The 1,634-nt window shown below is 64.9% G+C and carries 2 protein-coding genes; both read right to left on the bottom strand.

The window, feature by feature from the left end:
• Window positions 1–749, bottom strand: a 749-nt coding sequence (locus ACFVUT_RS37660) for a beta-ketoacyl synthase N-terminal-like domain-containing protein (RefSeq protein WP_389671180.1), incomplete at its 3' end; no start/stop codon positions are given.
• A gap of 46 nt (window positions 750–795) precedes the next feature.
• On the bottom strand, window positions 796–1,634 hold an 839-nt coding region (locus ACFVUT_RS37655; RefSeq protein WP_389671178.1), incomplete at its 5' end, for a beta-ketoacyl reductase.

Below are 1,634 nucleotides of genomic sequence, written 5' to 3'. Positions count from 1 at the left end.
CGCTGCCGACTGAACTCCACAAACACACCCGGAGTCGACATCACCGTCACACCACCCGCCAGCGCCAGCGAGCACTCACCATTCCGCAACGCCTGCGCCGCCAGATGCAGCGCCACCAACGACGACGAACACGCCGTATCCACCGTCACCGCAGGACCCTCAAGCCCGAATGTGTACGCCACGCGCCCCGACACGACGCTGTAAGCACTCCCCGTCCCGATGTAACCCTCGAACCCGGTGGGGATCCGCTGCTGCAGCCGTGCGCCGTAGTCGCCGTACATGACGCCCGCGAAAACTCCCGTAGAGCTCCCTCGGAGGCTTTCGGGACGGATGTCGCTTCGCTCGAACGTCTCCCACGCACATTCGAGGAGCAATCGCTGCTGCGGATCCATCGCGAGCGCCTCACGCGCCGAAATATCGAAGAAATCGGCGTCGAATCCGGCGGGCTCCGTGAGGAATCCGCCTTCTTTGACGTACGACGTTCCTTGGTGATCAGGGTCCGGGTCGTACAGTCCTTCGACGTCCCAACCGCGGTCTTCAGGAAATCCGGAGATTCCGTCTTCGCCGTTGACCATCATGTTCCAGAGGTCTTCGGGCGAGTTCACTCCGCCCGGGTACCGACAGGCCATGCCCACGATCGCGATGGGCTCCTGCTTACCTGCCTCAGCCTCCTGCAGGCGCTGCCTGGTCTCGTGCAGATCGGCCGTCACCCACTTGAGGTAGTCGATCAGCTTCTCTTCGTTCGCCATTCGCGTTCCGTCCTCCGTAATCGACACAAGCTCCGACACATGCCCGTCAGGATTGTCGAAACTCCTTGTCGATAAAATCGAAGATCTCGTCCGCAGTAGCGGTGTCCATTCTTTCCCTGACATCCGTCTTGTCGGGCGTCTGCGTCTGAGCGAGCTTCGCGACCATGGAAATCAGGCGCGCGGATATCAGGGGCCTGTCTGCCTCTTCCGAAGCCATCGTCGACAGAGCAGTTTCCAATCTGTCGAGTTCGGCGAGAATCGCTGCGGGACGCAGAGGAGGCGCCGCCGGCTGCAGGCGTTCCCGTAGGTACTGAGCCAGCGAGTCGGGAGTGGGGTAGTCGAACGCCAGCGTCGCCGGCAGTTCGATCCCGGTCGCGGTGACGAGGCGGTTACGCAACTCGATCGCGGCCAGCGAGTCGAAGCCCAGATCCTTGAACGGCCGAGCAGGTGTGACAGCCGACGGATCGGTCCGGCCGAGCACCGTGGTCGCGTGCTTCCGCACGAGGGTCAGCACCAGTTCGCGCCGACCGCTCTCGTCCATCGTGGACAGCTGCTGTGCCAGGTCGGAACCCGCGGCAGCCGTGCCGGACGTGGCGTTGCGGCGCTGTACCGGCAGCCGCACCAAGCCCTCGAAGACATCCGGCATCAGTCCGTCGCCCGCCTGCGCTCGGAGTGCCGGGAGATCGATCTCCGCGGCGACCGGGGTCGCCTGCCCGGCCGCCAGCGCCACATCGAACAACTCCAGCGCCACGCTGGTAGCCATCGGACGAATGCCCGCGCGTGCCAGCCTGGCCCGGTCCACCCGTCCCAGGTGTCCGGTCATGCCGCTGTCCTGGGCCCATAAGCCCCAAGCCACGGACATTCCTGGCAGGCCGCTGCCGCGCC

It is taken from the genome of Streptomyces sp. NPDC058051, assembly GCF_042885475.1.
Classification (GTDB): domain Bacteria; phylum Actinomycetota; class Actinomycetes; order Streptomycetales; family Streptomycetaceae; genus Streptomyces.
Note: the sequence above shows the minus strand (reverse complement) of the source record. Positions and strands in the feature narration are given on the sequence as shown.